The sequence below is a fragment of the Arthrobacter sp. 01N444 genome (assembly GCF_056399305.1).
On record NZ_JBFTRB010000024.1, the window covers coordinates 39012 to 58730 of the forward strand.

At 67.2% G+C, this 19719-nt stretch carries 16 protein-coding genes; 9 read left to right on the forward strand and 7 right to left on the reverse strand.

Annotation, left to right across the window (positions count from 1 at the left end; all coding sequences use genetic code 11):
* Nucleotides 1-19 precede the first annotated feature (19 nt).
* A complete protein-coding gene (locus tag AC1DKN_RS19975; RefSeq protein WP_476872287.1) occupies nt 20-1717 on the forward strand; it encodes an ABC transporter family substrate-binding protein in 1698 nt (565 codons plus the stop codon).
* 139 nt (nt 1718-1856) lie between these two features.
* Nucleotides 1857-2912: a Gfo/Idh/MocA family protein gene (locus AC1DKN_RS19980; RefSeq protein ID WP_230006920.1), complete on the forward strand. Its 1056-nt coding sequence runs from the start codon at nt 1857-1859 to the stop codon at nt 2910-2912.
* Between the two features lie 178 nt (nt 2913-3090).
* Here the strand turns inward: AC1DKN_RS19980 and ald are convergent, their stop codons facing one another.
* Nucleotides 3091-4209, reverse strand: a complete 1119-nt coding sequence (gene ald, locus AC1DKN_RS19985; protein ID WP_476872288.1) for an alanine dehydrogenase — start codon at nt 4207-4209, stop codon at nt 3091-3093.
* 244 nt (nt 4210-4453) lie between these two features.
* Between ald and AC1DKN_RS19990 the strand changes: the two genes are divergently transcribed.
* Nucleotides 4454-5674, forward strand: coding sequence for a PucR family transcriptional regulator (locus AC1DKN_RS19990; protein ID WP_223914951.1), 1221 nt, complete (start codon nt 4454-4456; stop codon nt 5672-5674).
* Nucleotides 5675-5682: 8 nt separating this feature from the next.
* Here the strand turns inward: AC1DKN_RS19990 and AC1DKN_RS19995 are convergent, their stop codons facing one another.
* From AC1DKN_RS19995 to ptsP, 3 genes are all read right to left on the reverse strand, one after another.
* On the reverse strand, nt 5683-5952 hold the full coding sequence (locus tag AC1DKN_RS19995; RefSeq protein ID WP_230006918.1) for a hypothetical protein: 270 nt from the start codon (nt 5950-5952) through the stop codon (nt 5683-5685).
* Nucleotides 5953-6026: 74 nt separating this feature from the next.
* Nucleotides 6027-6449, reverse strand: coding sequence for a helix-turn-helix domain-containing protein (locus tag AC1DKN_RS20000; RefSeq protein ID WP_476872289.1), 423 nt, complete (start codon nt 6447-6449; stop codon nt 6027-6029).
* A 22-nt stretch (nt 6450-6471) separates the two neighbouring features.
* A complete protein-coding gene (ptsP, locus tag AC1DKN_RS20005; protein WP_476872290.1) occupies nt 6472-8157 on the reverse strand; it encodes a phosphoenolpyruvate--protein phosphotransferase in 1686 nt (561 codons plus the stop codon).
* A gap of 184 nt (nt 8158-8341) precedes the next feature.
* Here ptsP and AC1DKN_RS20010 point away from each other — a divergent pair, with 184 nt between their 5' ends.
* The 5 genes from AC1DKN_RS20010 to AC1DKN_RS20030 all read left to right on the forward strand — a co-directional run bounded on the left by AC1DKN_RS20010 (nt 8342) and on the right by AC1DKN_RS20030 (nt 14159).
* Entirely contained in the window at nt 8342-9070 is a 729-nt protein-coding gene (locus AC1DKN_RS20010; protein ID WP_028277575.1) for a TetR/AcrR family transcriptional regulator, read from the forward strand.
* Nucleotides 9071-9128: 58 nt separating this feature from the next.
* Entirely contained in the window at nt 9129-11099 is a 1971-nt protein-coding gene (locus AC1DKN_RS20015; RefSeq protein WP_476872291.1) for a PTS mannitol transporter subunit IICBA, read from the forward strand.
* Nucleotides 11099-12247 carry a mannitol-1-phosphate 5-dehydrogenase gene (locus tag AC1DKN_RS20020; protein ID WP_476857708.1) on the forward strand — a complete coding sequence of 383 codons (1149 nt, stop codon included), beginning with the start codon at nt 11099-11101 and terminating at the stop codon, nt 12245-12247. The genes AC1DKN_RS20015 and AC1DKN_RS20020 overlap by 1 nt, the downstream gene beginning before the upstream one ends.
* Before the next feature lie 182 nt (nt 12248-12429).
* Nucleotides 12430-12894, forward strand: coding sequence for a MarR family winged helix-turn-helix transcriptional regulator (locus AC1DKN_RS20025; RefSeq protein WP_223914957.1), 465 nt, complete (start codon nt 12430-12432; stop codon nt 12892-12894).
* A 38-nt stretch (nt 12895-12932) separates the two neighbouring features.
* On the forward strand, nt 12933-14159 hold the full coding sequence (locus tag AC1DKN_RS20030) for an MFS transporter (protein WP_476872292.1): 1227 nt from the start codon (nt 12933-12935) through the stop codon (nt 14157-14159).
* A gap of 120 nt (nt 14160-14279) precedes the next feature.
* On the opposite strand, the gene AC1DKN_RS20035 is transcribed toward AC1DKN_RS20030, so the two are convergent.
* The 3 genes from AC1DKN_RS20035 to rraA all read right to left on the reverse strand — a co-directional run bounded on the left by AC1DKN_RS20035 (nt 14280) and on the right by rraA (nt 18194).
* Nucleotides 14280-15755 carry a sugar porter family MFS transporter gene (locus AC1DKN_RS20035; RefSeq protein ID WP_223914958.1) on the reverse strand — a complete coding sequence of 492 codons (1476 nt, stop codon included), beginning with the start codon at nt 15753-15755 and terminating at the stop codon, nt 14280-14282.
* A 201-nt stretch (nt 15756-15956) separates the two neighbouring features.
* Nucleotides 15957-17615 (reverse strand): MDR family MFS transporter, encoded by a 1659-nt coding sequence (locus tag AC1DKN_RS20040; RefSeq protein ID WP_230008140.1) that lies wholly within the window; start codon nt 17613-17615, stop codon nt 15957-15959.
* Nucleotides 17616-17717: 102 nt separating this feature from the next.
* Complete coding sequence (rraA, locus tag AC1DKN_RS20045; RefSeq protein ID WP_476872293.1) at nt 17718-18194, reverse strand: ribonuclease E activity regulator RraA; 477 nt, start codon at nt 18192-18194, stop codon at nt 17718-17720.
* Between the two features lie 154 nt (nt 18195-18348).
* Here rraA and AC1DKN_RS20050 point away from each other — a divergent pair, with 154 nt between their 5' ends.
* Nucleotides 18349-19614: an MFS transporter gene (locus AC1DKN_RS20050; RefSeq protein ID WP_476851447.1), complete on the forward strand. Its 1266-nt coding sequence runs from the start codon at nt 18349-18351 to the stop codon at nt 19612-19614.
* The last annotated feature ends 105 nt before the right edge of the window (nt 19615-19719 follow it).

The window sequence follows — 19719 nt, forward strand, 5'->3', positions numbered from 1 at the left end:
AAAAAATGAAGGGGATCACATGAAAAATCGGACCAGGATCGGCGGCCTCACCGCCGTCGTGGCTGCCCTCGCGCTGACCGCTTGCGGCAGCGGTGGCGCCTCAACCACCGCCCAGAGCGCCAAGGCACAGGATGCCTCCGGCGACCTGAGCAAGCTGGTCAGCGTCAACGCCAAGAAGGCCGCCGACCTGCAGCAGGGCGGTACCGTGACGCTGCCGCTGGGCAACATCGGACCGGACTTCAACGGCTTCTCCAACGCGGGCAACTCGGCGGACAACACCGAACTGCACTACCCGATCGACGAGGCCGGCTACGTGGGCTGCTGGAAGCTGGACTTCGACGGCACCGCCAACCTCAACAAGAACTTCTGCGAAGACTTCAAGAGCGAGGTCAAAGACGGCAAGCAGACCATCACCATCAAGATCAACCCGAAGGCCGCCTACAACGACGGCACCCCGATCAACGCCGCCACGTTCGAGAACACGTGGAAGATGCTCAATGGCCAGAACAAGGACATCGACATCGTCAGCTCCGGGGCCTACGAGTTCATCGACTCCGTCAAGGCGGGAAGCAGCGACAAGGAAGTCGTTGTCACCACCACACAGCCGGTGTACCCGCTCAGTGACATGTTCGGCGGCTTCATCCCGCAGACCGTGAACACTCCCGAAATCTTCAACACCGGCTTCACGGGCGAACTGCACCCCGAGTGGATGGCAGGCCCGTTCAAGGTCGACAAGTTTGACTCCGCCGCGAAGACTGTCTCCCTCGTGCCGAATGACAAGTGGTGGGGCGAGAAGCCGGTCCTGGACAAGGTGATCTTCCGCCAGCTGGAGGCCAGCGCCGAGATCGCCGCCTTCAAGAACGGCGAAATCGACATGGCCGACGGCCGCACGCTGACGAAGTACAAGCAGCTTGAAGGCTCCAAGAACTCCGAGGTCCGCCGCGGCCAGCGCCTCTTCGCCGGCGGCCTGAACCTCAACGCCCTCAAGGCCCCGCTCACCGACGTCGCAGTCCGCAAGGCAATCTTCACCGCCGTGGACCGCCCCGCCATCCGCGCCGTCCGCTTTGGCGGACTGAACTGGGAAGAGAACAGCTCGGGCTCCATGATGCTGATGCCGTTCTCGAAGTACTACCAGGACAACTACCCGGTCAAGGAAACCGGCGCCGACGCGGCCAAGAAGGTCCTGACCGAGGCCGGCTACAAGGCCAACGCCAAGGGCATCATGGAAAAGGACGGCGTCCCGGCGTCGTTCAAGATCACCAACTTCGGTGACGACCCCACCGGCCTCGCCACCGTTCAGACGCTGCAGAAGCAGCTTCAGGCGGCCGGCATGGACGTTGGCATCGACCAGCGCGGTGACGCCGACTTCGGCAAGGTGGTTGGCAGCCGCGACTTCCAGCTCACCATCAGCGGCTACACGGTAGGCGCCGACGCCACCTCCGCCGTGAAGCAGTTCTACGATTCCAAGACCAACGAGAACGAACTCGGCGACGCCGAACTGGACAAGGCCATCAAGGACCTTGCCTCCATCCAGGATGACGCCCAGCGCAACAAGGCCGCCATGGACGTCGAGAAGAAGCACATGGAGAAGTACTTCTCCATGGGCGTGATCATGAACGGCCCGCAGATCTACTTCGCCCGCACGGGCCTGGCCAACTACGGTGCGGCCCTGTTCCAGACCCCGGACTGGAGCGTCGTCGGCTGGCAGAAGAGCTAGTCCCGGCAAGCACCACGCACTAACAAGCAGCACGGCCGAGGCCGGTGCCCCTGGAAGCTTCCGGGCGGCGCCGGCCTCGTTCGATTAAGCCCTGCCGGACAGGCGCCCCGGTGCATGCCCAGCCGGTAGCCTTGGCACCATGAGCAACGATTCAACCCGGCCCATCCGCACCGCCGTCGCCGGTTTCGGCCTTTCGGGCAGCGTCTTCCACGCCCCGTTCATCGCCGCAAACCCGGCCTATTCGCTCGATGCCATTGCCACCTCCGACGCCGCCAGGAGATCTGCCGCCGCACACAGCTATCCGGCGGCCAGGATCGTCGACACCCCGGCCGATATCCTGGAGCTCGCCGGCGAACTGGACCTGCTGGTGCTCGGCACGCCGCCCGCCACCCACTACCCACTCGCGAAAGCGGCGCTGGAAGCCGGCCTCGACGTCGTCGTCGACAAGCCCTTCGCTGTCAGCAGCGCCGAGGGGCAGGAGCTCATCGACCTGGCCGGGCGGCTGGGCCGGGTGCTCACGGTGTTCCAGAACCGGCGCTGGGACGGCGACTTCCTCACCGTTAAAGCCCTCATGGACACCGGAGCCTTCGGCACCGTGAGCCGCTTTGAGTCCCGCTTCGAGCGATGGTCGCCCGACGTCCCCAAAGCATGGAAGGCGGTCGCAACGGCGGACGACGGCGGCGGGGTGCTGTTTGACCTCGGCACCCACCTGCTGGACCAGGCCGTGCAGCTTTTTGGGCCGGCCACGCTCATTCACGCGGAACTGGCGGCCCGGCGGCCCGGAGCCAAGGCGGACGACGACGTCTTCCTGGTCCTGCGGCACAGCTCCGGGGTGACCAGCCACCTGTGGATGAACATGCTGTGCGCCCAGCAGGGCCCGCGCTACCGCATCCTGGGCAGCGAGGGCGGTTTCACCAAGCACGGCGTGGACCCGCAGGAGCCGTACATCCTGGCCGGGGGAAGCCCGCTGGATGCCGACTACGGCGTGGAAGATCCGGACTGGGCCGGGCTGCTGGGGCGCGACGGGCACCTGGACCGGCTGCCCACCGAGCGCGGCGCCTACCCCGAGTTTTACCGGATCCTGGCCGCCAAGATCGCCGACGGCGGCGCAAGCTCGTCGCTGCCCGTCCCCGTCGACCCCGCGGGCCCGCTCCAGGTGTTGCAGCTGATCGAGCAGGCCCGGTCCCTGGCCTAGGTTCTCGGCACGGTGCGGGCTTAAACAGCCATCGGCTGCTCCGAAAACGCCCTTCTGGGTGTCCAAAAAAGGGCGGTTTGGGCCCACACCGGCAGGGTTCCCTGGCCGAGCTTGCGAGGCGAGGGGGCCGGTGGGGAGGAGCAGCCGATGAAGTGCTGGCTACGCGGAGATGTGTTGGCTACGCGGAGACCAGCTCGTGCCAGTCGGCGACGAGGGGCAGGTTGTGCGCCTCGGAGACCGAGCGGTGCGCAACCTTGCCGCCGGCGATGTTCAGGCCGGCGGCCAGGGCGGCGTCGCGCTCAAACGCAGCCTTGACACCCAGGTTCGCCAGCGAGACGGCGTAGCGCAGGGTGACGTTGGTCAGCGCGTACGTGGAGGTGTTCGGGACGGCGCCGGGCATGTTGGCGACGCAGTAGAAGATCGTGTTGTGGACCTTGTACGTCGGTTCCTGGTGCGTGGTGGGGTGCGTGTCCTCGAAGCAGCCGCCCTGGTCCACGGCGATGTCGACCAGCACGGAGCCGGGCTTCATCCGGGACACGAGCTCGTTGGTGACGAGCTTCGGTGCCTTGGCGCCGGGGATCAGGACCGAACCGATCACGAGGTCGGCGTCGACCACGGACTTCTCGATCTCGTACTTGTTGGACGCGACAGTCTTCAGGCGGCCTTGGTACTGGGCGTCCAGTTCGCGCAGGCGGTTGATGTTGATGTCCAGGATGGTGACGTCGGCACCCAGGCCCAGGGCCATGGCGGCAGCGTTGGTGCCGGCAACACCGGCGCCGAGGACAACGACCTTGGCCGGACGGACGCCCGGGACGCCGCCGAGCAGCACGCCCTTGCCGCCAGCCGGCGCCATCAGGGACGTGGCGCCGACCTGCACGGACAGCCGGCCGGCAACCTCGGACATCGGGGCCAGCAGCGGCAGGGACCTGCCCTCCTGGACGGTCTCGTAGGCGATGGCGGTGACGCCGGAGTTGATCAGGGCCTGGGTCAGTTCCGGTTCGGCGGCCAGGTGCAGGTAGGTGAAGAGGATCAGGCCCTTGCGGAAGCGGTGGTATTCGGCCTTGACCGGTTCCTTGACCTTCAGCACCATGTCGGCGCGGCCCCAGACGTCGTCGGTTTCGGCGACGATCTCGGCACCGGCGATCGCGTATTCCTCATCCGTGATGCCGGAGCCCAGCCCCGCGCCGCGCTCGACGAGGACCTCGTGGCCGTGGGTCCGGAATTCATGGACGCCGGCCGCCGTGATGGCGACGCGGAACTCGTTGTTCTTGATCTCTTTGGGTACGCCGATGATCATTTGTTAGCTCCAGTAGGTGGGGCCTCGTGGGCCTGGATGAGTGGGGGATTCGTACTTCCAGAATAAATCCCGCTGTGAGGCACGCGACAGGTGCCGCCGCCGGGCATTGGGCGCCCGCCGCGTCATTCCGGGGTTTTTCAAAACCGGGGATAGACATTTGTCGATGGAGCGGGCGTCAGGTGTCGGCTGGTGTCCGTCCCGGCTGCATTCGCAGTGCGGCGGGCGGGGGCAGTAGTCTGGCAGGATGCAGCAGCAGGACGTGGAGCAGCTCGTGGAGCAGGTGGCGCAGCGGCTGGGCCGCGGCCTCTCCCTCGAGGACCTCGACGGTCTGCTCCTCGCCTACAGTTCCAACCAATCCCATGCGGACCGCGTCCGGGTGAACTTCCTGCTCAGTAAGCGTGTCCCCGTGGACGTCATCGCGTGGCAGCTCTCCCACGGGATCGCGACGGCGGTCCGGCCGGTCGTCGTGCCGGCCAACGCGGACCTCGGCATGCTCGGGCGCGTGTGCGTGCCGCTGCTGGTGCGGGGCTTCCGGGTGGGGTACCTGTGGGTCCAGCTCGACGCTGAGGAACCCAGCGCCGCGACCGTCCTCGCCCAGCTGCCGGACGTGGCCCCGGAGCTGGAACAACTGTCCACCCTGCTGCTGGATTCCAATACGGCCGAGTCCGAGTTCCGGCGCCGGCGCGAACAGGAGTTCCTGGCCGCGTGCGCCGGCGAGGCCAACGCGGCGGCGGCCGTCGCGGGCTGGAAAGAGGTCCAGGGCAAGGGACCCTGGCAGCTGGTGACCGTCCTGGACGCGGATGGCTGGGCCGGTGGCTCGGATCCCATCGCCGACACGCTCATTCACCGCTCCGCGGCGCTGCAGGCGACCATCGGGGTGGATGCCGCACTGTTCAGCGCCGGCACGGAGACCCACGCGGTGGTGCTCTTCAAGGAATCCACGGGACGCGCCGACCACGCCCAGGTGCTGGTCCACTACCAACTCGAACTCGCCAAACGCTCCGGGCGCACGGTCCGGCGGATCATCCTGGGCACGTCCGAGGGATTCGCCAAGCCTCGGGAACTGGCCGAGGCCTACCGGCAGTCACGGCAGGCGGCCCAGGCCGCGGCGGTGGATCCCCAGTTGGGCGAGCTCGTCGACTGCCGGGCCACCGGCGTCTACCAGCTCCTGGCCTCGGCCGGCGGCGGCGCGGGAGCCTGGGCAGACGCGGGTTCCGTGTATTTCCGCCTCCTCGAGGACCATGACCGCAACCACGAGCTGCTGCCCGTGCTGGAGCTGTTCTACGACAACGACGGCTCGGTCCAGGAAGTCGCGGCCAAACTGCACCTGCACCGGAGCAGCATCTACAACCGGCTCGGCCGGATCCGCCAGCTGCTGGGCGTGGACCCGTTGAAGGGAATGGTGCGGCTGGAATTGCATGCCGGGCTCAAGGCGCGGCGCTGGGCTGGCCGGCCCAGAATCTAGCGGCGCGCTTAGCCCTCGCGCTTGGAGGGGTCGGCGTCGAGGGCCGGCTTCGCGTCGTGGCCAGCGTCCTGGCCAAGGTCCTGGCCGGGGCGGGCGATGCCGGCGGCACTGCGGCGGCGGGAAATCCGGCTGTCCACCCAGAGCGACACCGCTACGAAAGCGACGCCGCTTGCCAGATACGTGGCGGTGTTGTTCAGGCCCATGGCGGTTCCGAAGATGCCAGCGAGCAGCATGGCGGCGATCCCTGCCACGATGTGCCACCCTCTGAATTTACCCACATTCCAAGCTTAACCCGCGGGATATCAGTGCTTCCGCGCCGGACCGGGATCGTTGCTTGATCCTTATCACTGCTTCATGAAGCACTGGCAGCCTCGTCATCCTGGCCGGCCGGCGTCCCGGCGCCCGCACCGTTCTTCTTCTGCGTTTCGAGCCACGCCATGATGTCGGCCAACCGGATCCGGCGGTGCGTTCCGCGGTATTCCACCGGGATCTCGCCGCGGTCGGTCATGTTCCGCAGATACGTGTGCGAGATCCCCGCAAGCTCCGCGGCCCGGGACGTCGTCAGCATTTCCTCGACGCTGCTGACCGTCACGGCCTCGCCGCGGCTGAAGCGGCCCAGCAGATCGACGACGGCGTCCCGCGCCGCGGGCGGCAGCCGGTGGACGGTGCCGTCCACGAACACCGTAATGTCGTGGCTGCCGTCGAGGGCGTACCTGAGGTTCTGCGCATCCTCGGCCGGGAGGCCGGCCGTCACCCGGGGGGCTATCAGTGCCATGAGTGCATCCTAGCGGCAGCAGCTACAGCCCAAGGTCCTCCAGGACCGGCAGTTTTGCCCGCACCCAGGCCCGGGCCTCGGTAGCGCTCGGCGCGGACAAGGCCAGCTTGGCAAGCTCCCGAGCTTCAGCCAGGGTGACGGTCTTCAGCACGGCGGCGACGGCCGCGATGGAACGCGCCGTCATGGACAGCGTGGTGACGCCCAGCCCCGTGAGGACGACGGCGAGGGCAGGGTCCGCCGCGGCCTCGCCGCACACGCCCACCGGTTTGTTGTGGCCCTCGGCCGCGGAACCTTCCACGGTCAGGCCCACGAGCCGCAGTACGGCCGGCTGCCAGGGGGTGTTCAGGGCGGCCAGCGGGCCGAGCTGGCGGTCGGCCGCCATGGCGTACTGGGTGAGGTCATTGGTGCCCAGGCTGGCGAAGCCGACCTCACGGAGGATGGCCTCGGCCGTCAGCGCCGCCGACGGGACCTCCACCATGACGCCGGGCGTCTTGATCCCTGCCGCGGTGCACAGCGAGGCAAAGCGGGCCGCCTCCTCAGCGGTGGAAATCATCGGGGCCATCACCCAGACATCGGCCTCGGATGCCTTTTCCGCCAGGGCAATGGCCTGCAGCTGGCGCTCAAGGACCCCCGGCGTGGTGAAATCGGTCCGGTAGCCGCGGACGCCCAGGGCCGGGTTGGGCTCGGTGGCGTCGGTCAGGAACGGCAGCGGCTTGTCCGCTCCGGCATCCAGCGTGCGGAGCACCACTTTCTTGCCCGGGAAGGCGTCGAAGACGCCCTGGTAGGCGGCGGCCTGTTCCTCCACGGTCGGTTCGGTGTCCCGCTCCAGGAAGCAGAACTCGGTCCGGAACAGTCCCACGCCCTGGGCGTTCAGGCCGGCCGCGGCCACGGCGTCCTTGGCGCCGCCGACGTTGGCCAGGAGCGGCACGAGGTGGCCGTCCGCCGTCGCGCCGGTCCCGTCGAAAGCGGCAAGCAGCGACGCCGTGGCGGCCCAGTGGGCTGCGGCCGCGCGCTGGGACTCGTCCGGGTTCGCGGTGATGAGGCCGGCTGCGCCGTCCACGTACACCTCGGTGCCGTCGGCGAGCTCGTCGACCCCGACGGCGGCGACCACGGCCGGCAGGCCCAGCGAGCGGGCGATGATCGCGGTGTGGGACTGCGGGCCGCCACCGGCGGTGACCAGCGCCAGGACCTTTTCCGGATCCAGAGTGGCGGTATCGGCCGGGGCCAGGTCCTCGGCGATGAGGATGAACGGGGTGGGGGACACGGGAATGCCCGGCGCGGGGACTCCGCGCAGTTCCGCCACGATCCGGGAGCGGACATCCAGGACGTCCGTGGCGCGCTCGGCCATGTAGCCGCCCAGGTTGTGCAGCATCTCCGAGACCGAGGCGCCGGCTTCCCAGATTGCACGCTGCCCGGAGGTGCCGCGGCCGATCAGTTTGGCGGCGGATTTGAGCAGCATGGTGTCAGTGGCCATGAGGGCCGTGGCCTCGAGGACGGCCTTGCCGTCGCCCGAGACGGTCTCGGACCGGGCCTTCAGTTCGTCGTGGACGGATTTCGCCGCGGCCTTCAGCGCCGCCGTCGCGTCCTCCGCCGTGACGCCGGCGGGAAGCTGCTCTCCGGCAGGCGGTTCGCTGATCGGTTTGGGCATCTGCCGGACGGTACCGATGATGCGGCCGGGGCTAACGCCTACTCCTGGGAAGTTCTGCACTGAAGGTCCTCATTTTCTGTCGTAGGCCAGTGGCCACTAAGCCGGTAAACCAGGTGCCGCAGCGACCCTGCTGATCATCTGCGCCTGCGGCTGACGGCTGCGGCAGCGGGCGGGTCACGGCACCTGGAAAAATTGTATGTGATGCAGTTCATATAGCGTTGCTATAGGTGCTAGGGTAGCGGTTATGAGTATCGATGGCCAGCTACCACCCAAGGCCCGGCTGCTGCGTGCGGCCGCCGAGCTGCTGGCCAACTCCGGCGGATCCGCAGTCTCGACCCGCCAGATCACGCAGCTGGCCGGTGTCACGGCACCGACCCTCTACCACCACTTTGGTGACAAGGAAGGGCTGTTCGACGCCGTCGTCGCAGCAGGTTTCGACGAATATGTCGCGGGCGAACGTGACTTCGCGCCCTCTGGCCAACCTCTGGAGGACATCCGGAGGATGTGGGACAACCATGTCCAGTTCGGGCTGAAACAGCCGGAACTGTACCTCGTCATGTTCGGCAATATCCGCCCTGAGAGCCGCCCGGCCATCGTCGCCGATGCCGAGGCCCTCATGGAGGAAATGCTGAACAAGGCGGCTGTCTCCGGCCAGCTCAACGTCCCGCCCAAGGAGGCGGCCAGGTCCATCCTGGCGGCCAATGTGGGCATGACCCTCATGCTGATCGCGGAAAAGGTGCCGGAGCGGAACCTCGAGCTCTCCGCCATGACCCGCGACGCCATGATCTTTGCGGTTTCCACCGAGCAGGCCCGGGACAACGGTTCTGTGGACAGCGGAAAGTCCTCAGTGGTTGTGGCGGCCATCGCATTGAATGCAGCACTCCAGGCGTCCCACTCGGACCAGCTCTCCAGCTCGGAACTCAAGCTCTTCCTCGAATGGCTCCACCGGATCTCCAACAGCTCCACCAGCTAGCTCGGCGAAATTATCGGACCATCCTGCAATGCAGCGGGAACGACGGTTAGGAACTCACATGGCAACAGAGACAGTCGCGAAACCACGCACCAGCATGCGCGTACACGTCCAGAAATTCGGGACGTTCCTGTCCGGAATGATCATGCCCAACATCGGCGCCTTCATCGCCTGGGGCTTCATCACGGCGCTCTTCATCCCGGCCGGCTTCTTCCCCAACGCGGAGCTCGGCAAGCTTGTCGGGCCCATGATCACGTACATGCTCCCGCTGCTGATCGGCTACACCGGCGGCCGGATGGTCTACGGCGTGCGCGGCGGCGTGGTGGGCGCGGTGGCCACCATGGGCGTCATCGTCGGTACCGACATCCCCATGTTCATCGGCGCCATGATCCTTGGCCCGCTCACTGCCTGGATCATGATGAAGCTGGACAAGATCTGGGAAGGCCGCGTCAAGCCCGGCTTCGAAATGCTGATCGACAACTTCTCGGCAGGTATCGTTGCCGCTGCCATGGCGGTCGTGGGCATGCTGGTGGTCGGCCCGATCGTGAAGGCCTTCAGCAATGGCGCCAGCGCCGTGGTCGAATTCCTGGTCACCAACGGCCTGCTGCCCTTCACCAGTATCTTCATCGAGCCCGCAAAGGTCCTGTTCCTCAACAACGCCGTTAACCACGGCATCCTCACCCCGCTGGGCACGCAGCAGGCGCTCGAGCAGGGCAAGTCCATCCTGTTCCTGCTCGAAGCCAACCCCGGTCCGGGCTTCGGCATCCTGCTCGCCTTTTCATTCTTCGGCAAGGGTCTGGCCAAGGCGTCCGCGCCGGGCGCAGCCGTGATCCAGTTCGTCGGCGGTATCCATGAGATCTACTTCCCGTACGTCCTGATGAAGCCGATGACGATCTTCGCCGCAATCGGCGGCGGCATGACCGGCATCTTCACGCTCGTGGTCACCGGCGCCGGACTCCGGTCCCCGGCAGCCCCCGGCAGCATCATCGCGGTCTACGCCTCAACGGCGCGCGACAGCTACGTCGGCGTGACGCTCTCCGTCCTCTTTGCCACCACGGTGTCCTTCCTGATCGCCTCGGTGGTCCTGAAAGCCAGCAAGGCGCCCGCCGAAGACGACCTCGATCAGGCCACCCACCGGATGGAGGCCCTGAAGGGCAAGAAGAGCTCGGTGTCCGCAGCCCTGATCGGTGAGGGCGTGGGTGCCAGCGGCGTCGCCGTCCTCGCCACCCCGATCAAGAACATCGTCTTTGCCTGCGACGCCGGCATGGGCTCCAGCGCGATGGGCGCCTCGGTGCTCCGCAACAAGATCAAGGCCGCCGGATTCCTGGACGTCAAGGTCACCAACTCCGCGATCGCCAACCTCACCGACACGTACGACGTCGTCATCACCCACCAGGACCTGACCGAACGGGCCAAGCCCGCGACCGCCAGCGCCGTGCATGTCTCTGTGGACAACTTCATGAACAGCCCGCGGTACGACGAGATCGTGGAACTGGTCGAGGCCAGCAACACGGAAGCCGGCACCACGGAAACGACCCCTGCCGCGGCCGCCGCCGGCACCGCCCCCACGGCCGCCGAGGCAGAAGCCGAGCAGGGTCCCGCCGGCATCCTGGTGGCCGAAAGCGTCGTCCTCAATGGCCACGCGACCACGCGGGACGCCGCGATCGACGAGGCCGGGCAGCTTCTGCTGGACCGCGGCGCCGTCGACTCCGGCTACGTGGACGCCATGCACGAACGCGAGGAATCCGTCTCCACGTACATGGGCAGTTTCCTGGCCATCCCGCACGGCACCAACGCCGCGAAGGACCACATCATGAAGTCGGCCGTTTCCGTTATCCGCTACCCGAACGGCATCGACTGGAACGGCAAGGAAGTGAAGTTCGTCGTCGGTGTGGCCGGCGTCAACAACGAACACCTGCACATCCTGTCCTCAATCGCCAAGGTCTTCACCAACAAGGCCCAGGTGGCCCAGCTCGAGGCGGCCACCACGGTTGACGAAGTGCTGGCCCTGTTCGGAAAGGTCAACTCCTAGTGAAGGCTGTTCATTTCGGAGCCGGAAACATCGGGCGCGGCTTCGTGGGCCTGCTGCTGCACGACGCAGGGTATGAGGTGGTGTTCGCCGACGTCGCGGACGCCCTCATCACCGAGCTGGCCGCCGCGGACAGCTACGAGGTCCACGAAGTCGGAGAGAACCCCGCCGTCCGTACCGTCAACAACTTCCGGGCGCTGAACTCCGGCACCCAGGAAGCCGACGTCGTCGCGGAAATCGCGACGGCGGACATCGTCACCACCGCCGTGGGGCCGCACATCCTGAAGTTCGTGGCGCCCGTGATCGCCAAGGGGATTGCCGCCCGTGCCGCCGGGCTGGCGCCGCTGCAGGTGATGGCGTGCGAGAACGCGATCAACGCCACGGACATCCTGAAGTCCGAGGTCGTTGCCCAGTGGGATCCGGCCGCGGGCGCCCTGGACGCGGCCGCCGTGTTTGCCAACACGGCGGTGGACCGGATTGTGCCGAACCAGGAGGCCGGGCAGGGCCTGGACGTCACGGTGGAGACGTTCTATGAGTGGGTAATCGACCGTACCCCGTTCGCCGGGAAGGAGCCGGTGGTCCCGGGCGCGACGTTCGTGGACGATCTCGCACCGTACATCGAGCGGAAGCTGTTCACCGTCAACACGGGGCACGCGGCGGCGGCCTACTTCGGATTCGAGGCCGGCCTGGGCAAGATTTCCGAGGCCATGGCCGACCAGGATGTCGCGGCCGATGTGCGCGCCGTCCTGGACGAAACCAAGGAGCTGCTGGTGGCCAAGCACGGCTTCAACCGGGCCGAGCAGGAGGCGTACGTGGAAAAAATCCTGGGCCGCTTCTCGAACCCGCACCTGCCGGACACCGTCACCCGGGTGGGCCGTGCGCCGCTGCGCAAACTCAGCCGGCATGAGCGCTTCATCGGTCCCGCTGCCGAGCTGGCCGAACGCGGAATTGTCCCCGAGGCGCTGCTCGGGGCCATCGCCGCCGCCCTGCGTTTCAATGATCCGGCCGACGCCGAGGCCGTGGAGCTGGCGAAAATCCTCTCCGCGTCCACGCCGGACGAGGCCACGGAGAAGATCACTGGCCTGCCGGCGGACCACCCGCTTTTTGCCGCCGTCTCCTCCCTCATCGAGGAGGCCAAGGCGGTCGTCTGATCAACGCCCTAGCTGGGCCGGCGCCGGAACTCACCTGAGTTCCGGCGTCGGCGTTTTTAAGCCCCTCACACCCCCGTTGCCCTATCACTTTTGGCTGCTATCCGACGGTTTTAGCACTCGGGAGTGATAGGGCAACGAGAGTCCTTGACCATTAGGCTGCCTAACTGTTAGGCTACCTAACTATGAACGCCAGTGAACCGGCTGACCCCGGCCTCCTCGCTCTCGCCGAGGACTTCCGCGAGGCCCTCCGCCACAGCATCTACCTCGTCCGCCGCCTGGACGCCGACGGCGAACTCAGCGCCGCCCAGCTCAGCATGCTCAAGATGCTGTTGGACGCCGGGCCCGCCGCGGGCGGCGTGCGGGTAGGCGAAATCGCCCGGAACCTGGGCGTCAAGGTGCCCAGTGCCACCGAGCAGATCATTAAGCTCGAGCGCGCCGGCCTCGCCCGGCGCGAGCCGGACCCCGACGATTCCCGCGCCGTCCGGGTCACCCTCACGGACGCCGGCCTCGCCGCCGTCGCATCCGCCAACGAGCGCCGCAACACCGTCATGGCCGGCGTCCTCTCGTCCCTTTCGGGCGAAGACCGCGCCGCCCTCGCGGCCGCCCTCCCGGTCATCGGCAGGATCAACGCGACGCTCCTTGCCTGATCTTCACCCAACAATTCCAATCACTTAGGAGTGCCCCCATGCACGGCCAGCCCGCCGACACCCTGCCGGCAGCGGAAGTAACCCTCGAGGCCGAGAAGGCCTCACTGCTCAAACAGCCCAAGGCGGTGTGGGCCACGGCCCTCGCGGCGGTGTTCGCCTTCATGGGGATCGGGCTGGTGGACCCCATCCTGCCGGCGATCGCCAAGAACCTGGACGCCTCGCCGAGCCAGGTGTCGCTGCTCTTCACAAGCTATTTCCTGGTGACCGCAGTCGCCATGCTGATCACCGGCTACGTCTCCTCCCGGATCGGCGGGAAGCGGACGCTGCTGATCGGGCTGGCGGTCATCGTCGTGTTCGCCTCCCTGTCCGGCACGTCCGGCAGCGTGGCCGAGCTCATCGGCTTCCGCGCCGGCTGGGGGCTGGGCAACGCCCTGTTCGTGGCCACGGCGCTGGCCGTGATTGTCGGCGTCGCAAGCGGCGGCGCCGGCACTGCGATCATCCTTTACGAGGCCGCACTCGGCCTGGGCATTTCCCTCGGCCCGCTCCTGGGCGCACTGCTGGGCGGCTGGCAGTGGCGCGCCCCGTTCTTCGGTACGGCCGTGCTGATGGCCTCCGCGTTCATCGCGCTCATTGCCCTGCTGCCCAAGACGCCGCTGCCCGAACGGAAAGTCCGGCTCCGGGATCCGCTGCTGGCCCTGGGGCACAAGGGGCTGCGGACGACGGCGGCCAGCGGCCTGTTCTACAACTACGGCTTCTTCACCGTCCTCGCCTTCACGCCCTTCATCCTCGGCATGGACGCCTACGGGATCGGCGGGGTGTTCTTCGGCTGGGGTGTGGCCGTCGCGGTCTTCTCAGTGTTTGCCGCCCCCGTGCTGCAGAACCGCTTCGGAGCGGTCCGGATCCTCACCGGCACGCTCGTCCTGCTGATGCTCGACCTTGTGGGACTGGGCCTGGCCGCCGGGCACTCGGTGCCGGCCGTCGTCGTCCTCGTGGTCATTTCCGGGGCGCTCCTGGGCATCAACAACACCATCTACACGGAGCTGGCCATGGGCGTGTCCGACTCGCCGCGGCCGGTGGCCTCGGCCGGCTACAACTTTGTACGCTGGATGGGCGGCGCCCTGGCACCGTTTGCCGCCGCGCAGCTGGGCGAGCACTTCGGCCCGCAGGTGCCCTTCTTCGCCGGCGCGCTGGCCATGGTGGCCGCCATTGCCGTCGTCTTCGGCGGACGCCGCTACCTGGCGGCGCACGAGCCGCACGTGGTGTAGCAACACCCGGTGTTGCGCAGAACCCGCTGAGGTGACAAAGAACGCCCATGCTTCCTCGCAAGCATGGGCGTTCTTTTGTCGGAACGCTGAAGGCGCGGCGGCCCTCACAGAAGCGCCGGCTCAGGCCCTGGCGGACTCTTTCGCGGATTCCTTGGCGGCTTCCTTTGCGGATCCCTTGGGCACGAACAGGGTTTCGGCCTGCTCCAGGGACATGCCGTTGGTCTCCGGGACCTTGAACATGACGAAGAAGAACGACGCCGCCGCGAACAGCGCGTACATGGCGTACGTCAGCGGCAGGGAGGCCGCGGCCATGACCGGGAAGCTCAGGGTGATGGCGAAGTTGGCGATCCACTGCGCGGCCGCGGCCAGGCCCAGGGCCCGGGCGCGGATCCGGGACGGGAAGATCTCCCCCAGCAGCACCCATACCAGCGGGCCCCAGGAGGCGCCGAAGCTGATGACGAACACGTTGGCGGCGACCAGCGCCGCCGGACCCCACGCCCCGGGCAGCGAGATCGCGTCGCCGGACCCGGTGGCCGAGCCGAAGGCCAGCGCCATGGTGCCCAGCGAGAGGGCCATGCCGATGGAGCCGGCCAGCATGATCGGACGACGCCCGATCCGGTCCACCAGGGCGATTGCCACGAGCGTGACCAGGATGTTGGTGACGGCGGTGGCCACGGAGATGGTGAGCGAATCCTTTTCCTGGAAACCCACGGCCTTCCACAGCGTGGTGGAGTAGTAGAAGATCACGTTGATGCCGACGAACTGCTGCAGCACGGACAGGATAATGCCGATCCAGACCACCGGCTGCAGGCCCAGGGCCTTGCCGCGCAGGGATCCCTTCTGGCCGGCAAGCTTGTCCTCGTCGATGGCCTTCTTGATGTCGCGCAGGTGCCGGTCCGAGTCCTCGTCCGGGGCGATCGACTTGAAGACCCTGAGGGCCTCCTCGTCCTTGCCCTGGAACACCAGGAACCGCGGCGATTCGGGCAGGGTGAAGGCGATCCAGCCGTAGACGACCGCGGGAACGGCGGCGGCCATGAACATCCAGCGCCACGCTTCCAAACCAAGCCACAGGGCCTGGTCCGCGCCGCCGGCCGACGTCGCGAACACGGCGTCGGAGAGCAGGGCGGCGAAGATGCCGGTGGTGATCGCCAGCTGCTGCAGCGAGGCCAGGCGGCCCCGGACGTGGCGGGGGGAAATTTCGGAAATGTAGGCCGGCGCGATCACCGAGGCCAGGCCGATGCCGAGCCCGCCCACCAGACGCCAGAAGATCAGGTCCCAGACGCCGAACGCGAACCCGGTGCCGATGGCGCTGACCAGGAACAGCAGCGCGCCCAGCTTCATGGCCGGGATCCGGCCGTAGCGGTCGGCGATCTTGCCGGCCAGGTAGGCCCCTGCCGCGCAGCCGAGGAGGGCCACGGCGACGGCGAAGCCGGTCACGGCCTCGCTGAGGGCGAACTCGTCCTTGATCGCGTCGACGGCGCCGTTGACGACGGAGGAGTCAAAGCCGAAGAGGAAGCCGCCGACGGCGCCCGCTACGGCCAGCCAAATGACCCTTTTTGGGATCTTGGCGGCGGTCTGGTCATGGGTGGTGGTCATACGGCTCCCTTGGCAGTTCGCGGTCCACGGCCTTCGCCGCAACTACCCAGTCTTACACCCGCCCCCGCGTGCCCCCTGTCACAACCACTGGAAAGTGAGACGAAACATACACTTTGCCGCTGCTGCGGCTGAGGACAGACGACGACGGCCGGCAGTCCACAAGACTGCCGGCCGTCGTCGTGTTCCAGACCTCGGGACCGCCTAGTGGGCGGCGGCCACGGCGCCCTCCCGGGCAACCGCCTTCGGGTCCGTGAGTTTCTTGTTCGGCAGGGCGAACGTGATCAGAAAGGCGATGCCGGTGAGCACGGCGGCCGTGAGCATGACCGCGTCGATCGACTGCGCGAAGCCCTCGACGATGGGACGGGTGAGCGTCGAGTTGGCCGTGTGCAGCCAGCTGGTGTCGTTCAGCGAGTCGTTGCTGGCGCCGTTCTTGAAGAAGTCGTAGAGCTGGGCGTTGGCCGGGTCGGCGGCCACGGCCGGATCCTTGAGCACCTTGAGGTAGTCAGCATTCTGCGCGGCGTCCTTCATGCCCGTGGCGATCTTGTCCGCCGCGAGGCTGAAAAGCATCGAGATGAACACTGCCGTACCAACCGCGCCGCCCATGGAACGGAAGAACGCGGCGGAGGAAGTGCCCACGCCCATGTCCTTCGGGGGCACGGAGACCTGCATGGCCAGCGTCAGGGGCTGCATGCAGAAGCCCAGTCCCAGGCCGAAGAACACGGCGATGGCGCCGGGGACCCACAGCGGGGTGTCCACGCCGAGGGAGAGGCCCATGACGACGGCGGCCGCCGTCAGCGTTGCGGTGCCAAGGATCGGGAAGATCCGGTAGGTGCCCGAGGCCGAGATGGTCCGGCCCGCTGTGATGGAGCCGGTGAGGATGCCCACGGTGAAAGTGATCATCATGAGGCCGGCCTCGGTGGGGGTCAGGCCCTTGACCAGCTGCAGGTACATGGGCAGCATCGCGATGGCGCCGAACATGCCGATGCCGATGATGAAGTTCAGCAGCGAGGACAGGCCGAAGGTGATGTTCTGGAACAGCCGGAGCGGGATCAGCGCGTAGTCGGCGGCGTGCCGTTCGGCCAGCAGGAACGCGATGATGCCCACGACGCCGAGTGCGTAGCAGAGGTAGGAGTTCGCGGAGCTCCAGCCCCAGGTGCGGCCCTGTTCGGCCACGAGGAGGAGCGGCACAATGGCCAGCGTGATGGCCGCGGCGCCCCAGTAGTCGATCTTCTGCTTCACGTGCTTGGCGGGGAGGTGCAGGTACATGAACACCACCGTGAGGGCCGCGAGACCGATCGGGATGTTGATCAGGAACACCCAGCGCCAGCCGTCGATCCCGAGGATGGTTTCGGTGCCCGCGAAGGCGCCGCCGATCACCGGGCCCAGGACGGAGGAGATGCCGAAGACCGACATGAAGTAGCCCTGGTACTTGGCCCGGTCCTTGAGCGGCACGATGTCGCCGATGATGGTCAGGGCGAGGGCCAGGAGGCCGCCGGCGCCCATGCCCTGGATGCCGCGGGCAATGGCGAGCTCGGTCATTGAGTGGACCGAGCCGGCGTAGAGCGAACCGGCGAGGAAGATCACGATGGCGATGAGATACAGCGGGCGGCGCCCGAAGATGTCACTGAGCTTGCCGTAGAGCGGCGTGCTCACCGTGGAGGTAATGAGGTAGGCGGTGGTGGCCCAGGCCTGCAGGGAGAGGCCGTCGAGGTCGTTGGCGATCGTGTAGATCGAGGTGGACACGATCGTCTGGTCCAGCGAAGACAGGAACATGCCGAGCATGAGTCCCACCATGACGGTGATGGTCTGACGGTGGGTCAGGACCTCTCCCGCGGCGCGCACGGAGGTGGTTTTGGACATGACTGCTCCAAGGTGAAGTGGGGGATTAAGCGGATAGTTGCTTTCAGTAACTATGTTACTGGCTGAATTGTTCCCGCCACTACCTCGGGGAGAAGAAAGTCCTTAGCGTTCGACCAGGATCCCGTCCGGATCGCACCAGATCATCACGCCGGGGCGGATGGCCACGCCGTCGATTTCCAGGGGCACGTCGATTGCCCCGGCGCCGTCCTTGGCGCTCTTGCGCGGGTTGCTGCCCAGTGCCTTGACCCCGAGCGGCAGCCCCGCGATGGCGAGCCGGTCCCGGATGGCACCGTTGATAACGACGCCGGCCCAGCCGTTCGCGACGGCGCTCGCCGCGATCATGTCCCCCATCAGTGCGGTGCGAAGGGAACCGGCGCCGTCGACCACCAGGACGGAGCCGTGGCCGGGAGCGGCCAGCACGGACTTGACCAGCGCGTTGTCCTCAAAGCAGCGGATAGTCCGGACCGGCCCGCTGAAATGCGTGTGCCCGCCCAGGGACTGGAACTGCGCCGAGACGGATTCCAGCTCCCCGCCGCGCTCGTCGTAAAGGTCTGCGGTATTCAGGGCGGAAGCGTTCACAGTGACTCCTCGAGTGTTAACCAGATGGCGTGGCAGAGCGGGTTGGCAGCGTGTTTCATGACCGAGACTCGCACATTGCGCCCAGATCTGCCGAGTCCCGGTAGTCTGGCTGCGCACTGATACATATGCCTGATCATCAGTTCCAGGGGGAGCCATGAGCATGTCCGATACCACCGCGCCGGCGCTCGCCGAACCCGAACGCCGCGTCCGGCCTGTCTGGACGGCAGGGGTGGTGCTGGTCAACGTCGGCATCAACGCGGCATTCTTCGGCCCGCTCCAGGTGCTCCTCGGCCAACAGGCGGCAGCCTTCAGCGAACCGGACAAGGAAGCCATCCTCGCCCTCGTGACGGGTGCGGGTGCGGCTGTGTCCCTGGTGGCCAACCCCCTCTTCGGCGCCTTCAGCGACCGGACCACCGCGCGCCGGGGGCGGCGGGTGCCGTGGGTGCTCTTCGGTGCCGTCCTGGGTGCCGCGGCCCTGATCGCGCTGGCCGGCGCCCCGGGCGTTGCCGCAATGACGCTGCTCTGGTGCCTCGTCCAGGCCGGCTGCAACGGCGCCTATGCGGCCATCACGGCGGCCATCCCGGACCGCGTGCCGGTACCCCAGCGCGGCACCGTCGGCGGCCTTGCCGCCATGGGCCAGACAGCGGGAATCCTGGCAGGGGCGGTGATCGCCGCCGCCGTCGCCGGAAACTTCGCCGCGGGGTATGTTGTCTGCGCGGTGGCGCTGCTCGCCGGCGTCGTGCTCTATTACTTCAAGAACGACGACGTTCCGCTGCCTGCGCAGGCCCGTCCGCCGTTCAGTCTGGGCGGCTTTGTGCGGGGTTTTTGGATTTCCCCGGCCCGCCATCCGGATTTTGCCTGGGCCTGGCTGACACGGCTCCTGGTGAACATCGGCAACCATATGATCACCCTCTACCTGCTGTTTTTCCTCAACGACGCCGTCCGCGTCCGCGAAACCCAGGGTATCGAGCCCGAGTTTGGCGTCCTGATCCTCACGGGCCTGTATGCGGTCATGGTGATCATCACCAGCGTGGTCGGCGGCCGGCTGAGCGACCGCCTGGGCCGCCGGAAGCCGCTGGTCATCATCTCTTCCGCCGTGATCGCCGCAGCCTCCCTCATTCTTGCGTTCGCGCCCACCTGGCCGGGTGCGCTGGTCGGCGCGTCCGTGCTCGGCATCGGCTTCGGCTGCTATCTGGCGGTGGATTTTGCCCTCATTACCCAGGTGCTGCCCACGGCCCTGAACCGGGGCAGGGATCTTGGCGTCATCAACATTGCCAACTCGCTGCCGCAAGTGCTCGCCCCGCTGATCGCGTACCCCTTTGTTGCCTTCTGGGGCGGCTATGTGGCGCTGTACGTGGCGGCCGCCGTGATTGGGCTTCTGGGGGCCGTGTTCGTGGTGAAGATCAAGGGCGTGGACTGAGCCGCCCGCGTTCCGTGCAGGGGGCCTCGGAGCCCCGGTCTCCTCGCCGGGCGCCCGGATTCGTGGCGTATAGTGGACGGCAATTGCCGCGGCAGCGCGGTGGGC